The organism is Streptomyces sp. PA03-1a, from assembly GCF_033792805.1.
Lineage (GTDB): Bacteria > Actinomycetota > Actinomycetes > Streptomycetales > Streptomycetaceae > Actinacidiphila.
This window is the reverse complement of record NZ_JARAVO010000444.1, coordinates 1-2,554: the sequence shown is the minus strand read 5'-3', so window position 1 is coordinate 2,554 and position 2,554 is coordinate 1. Positions and strand designations below refer to the sequence as shown.

General features: G+C 71.5%; 1 protein-coding gene. It reads left to right on the top strand.

Going from position 1 to position 2,554, the window contains the following annotated elements:
• Window positions 1-313: 313 nt before the first annotated feature.
• Window positions 314-2,431, top strand: a complete 2,118-nt coding sequence (locus PV341_RS44660; RefSeq protein WP_500322213.1) for a bifunctional polysaccharide deacetylase/glycosyltransferase family 2 protein — start codon at window positions 314-316, stop codon at window positions 2,429-2,431.
• The last annotated feature ends 123 nt before the right edge of the window (window positions 2,432-2,554 follow it).

Sequence of the window (2,554 nt, the reverse complement as noted above, 5' to 3'; positions counted from 1 at the left end):
TTGTGTATACTTTTCTCACATATCTTTATTTTTTTTTTTCAAGGTAAAAACCGGAATACGAGTTGTAGAGGGGTCTCGTGGGCTGGGAGATGTGAATAAGAGCAAGACCCAAGCCCCCGGCCAAGGGCGGCGGCGCCCCCGCCACCCCGCGGGCGACGGCGGGCAGCCCGACCACCGGAGCGACCCCGACCACCGGGGCGACGGCGACCGAACCGGCGCCGTCCGGCTCCCCGTCGGGGCAGCCCAGCGGTTCCGCCTCCCCCGCCCCGGGCGCCTCCGACGGCCCCGTCGACCAGCAGCCGCAGGGCGGCCAGTGACCGCCCTGCGCCCCCGCCTCGTCATACCCCTGCTCGCCCTCGTGGTGCTCGTCTGTGTCCTGCTGCTCGGCGGCTACGTACGCGGCGACTTCGAGGCCGACCACCGGGTCCACCCGCCGGTCTCGGCGGACAAGGTGCCGGAGGCGGTGCTGGAGGGCGGCCCGGTCGTCGACACCACCGGTGACAGGCCCCGCTCGTACCGCACCCCGGACCGCACCATCGCCCTCACCTTCGACGACGGACCCGACCCGGTCTGGACGCCGGAGGTGCTGGACGTGCTCAAGCGGCAACACGTACGCGCCACCTTCTTCGTGACCGGCGGCATGGCCGCCCGGCACCCCGCGCTGATCCGGCGGATGGTCGCCGAGGGCCACGAGATCGGCGTGCACACCTTCTCCCACCCCGACCTGGTGTACCAGTCGCCGGGGCGGATCGACCGGGAGCTGTCCCAGACCCAGCTGGCGCTCGCGGGGGCCGCCGGCATCCACGCCTCCCTCTTCCGCCCGCCGTACTCCTCGACCGCCGACGCGCTGGACGACCTGTCCTGGCCGGTCGTCCAGCGGGTCGGCAAGCAGGGCTACGTGGCCGCCTTCATCGACCGCGACGCCGAGGACTGGCGACGGCCCGGTGTGCGGGCGATCGTCGACGCCTCCGTGCCGGCGAAGCCGGGCGAGGGCGCGATCGTGCTCATGCACGACGCCGGCGGCGACCGCTCGCAGACCGTGGCGGCGCTGGACCGGCTGGTCCCGCTGCTCAAGGAGCGCGGCTACCGCTTCGCCACGGTGGGCGAGGCGGTCGGCGCCACGTCCACCAACGACAAGGTCAGCGGCTCGGAGCTGTGGAAGGGACGGGTCTTCGTCGCCGCGGTGGAGGTCTCCGAGGCAGCGGTGCCGGCGCTCGCCGTCCTCCTCGCCGGGGTGGGCCTGCTGGTGCTGGCCCGGTTCGCCGCGATGCTGGTGCTGGCGCGCCGGCACGCGCGGCAGCGCCGGGCGCCCGGCTTCCGCTGGGGGCCGGCGGTCACCGAACCGGTGAGCGTCATCGTCCCCGCGTACAACGAGAAGGAGTGCATCACCCACACGGTGAACTCCCTCGCCACGAGCGACCATCCCGTGGAGATCGTGGTCGTGGACGACGGCTCGACCGACGGCACCGCCGACATCGTCGAGGCCCTTGACCTGCCCGGCGTCACCCTCGTGCGGCAGCCCAACAGCGGCAAGCCCGCGGCGCTCAACAACGGTGTGGCGCACGCCCGGCACGACCTGATCGTGATGATGGACGGCGACACGGTCTTCGAGCCGGCCACCGTCCGCGAACTGGTGCAGCCCTTCGGCGACCCGCGGGTCGGCGCGGTCGCGGGCAACGCCAAGGTCGGCAACCGCACCCGGATGATCGGGCGCTGGCAGCACATCGAGTACGTGATGGGCTTCAACCTCGACCGGCGCATGTACGACCTGCTGCGCTGCATGCCCACCATCCCCGGCGCGTGCGGCGCCTTCCGGCGGGACGCGCTGCGCGACGTCGGCGGCATGAGCGACGAGACCCTCGCCGAGGACACGGACGTCACGATGGCGCTGCACCGGGCCGGCTGGCACGTGGTGTACGCCGAGCGCGCCCGCGCCTGGACCGAGGCGCCGTCCTCGGTACGGCAGTTGTGGAAGCAGCGCTACCGCTGGAGCTACGGCACCATGCAGGCGATGTGGAAGCACCGCGGCGCCGTGCTGGACCGCGGGCACTCCGGCCGCTTCGGCCGGGTCGGGCTGCCGCTCGTCGTCCTCTTCCAGGTGCTCGCCCCGCTGCTGGCCCCGCTCATCGACGTGTTCGCGATCTACGGGCTGGTCTTCATGGACCCGTTTCGCACCGCGCTCGCGTGGGCGGGCGTGCTCGCCGTGCAGGCCGCGTGCGCGGCGTACGCCTTCCGGCTGGACGGCGAACCGCTGCGGGACCTGTGGCCGCTGCCCCTCCAGCAGGTGCTGTACCGGCAGTTGATGTACCTCGTGCTGCTGCAGTCCTGCGTGACGGCCGTCAACGGCGGCCGGCTGGGCTGGCACAAACTGCGGCGCACCGGCGAGGTCGGCGCGCCGACCGTCGGCAGCGGCACCGCCGGCCGCGTCTGAACACCCGTACCTTCCCGAGGAGTTGCCCCATGTCCGATGCACGTGAGGGCCTGTCTCTTATACCCATATCGCAACCCCGGAGACCTCTCTAACACTCGTATGCCGTCATTTACTAAAAAAAAA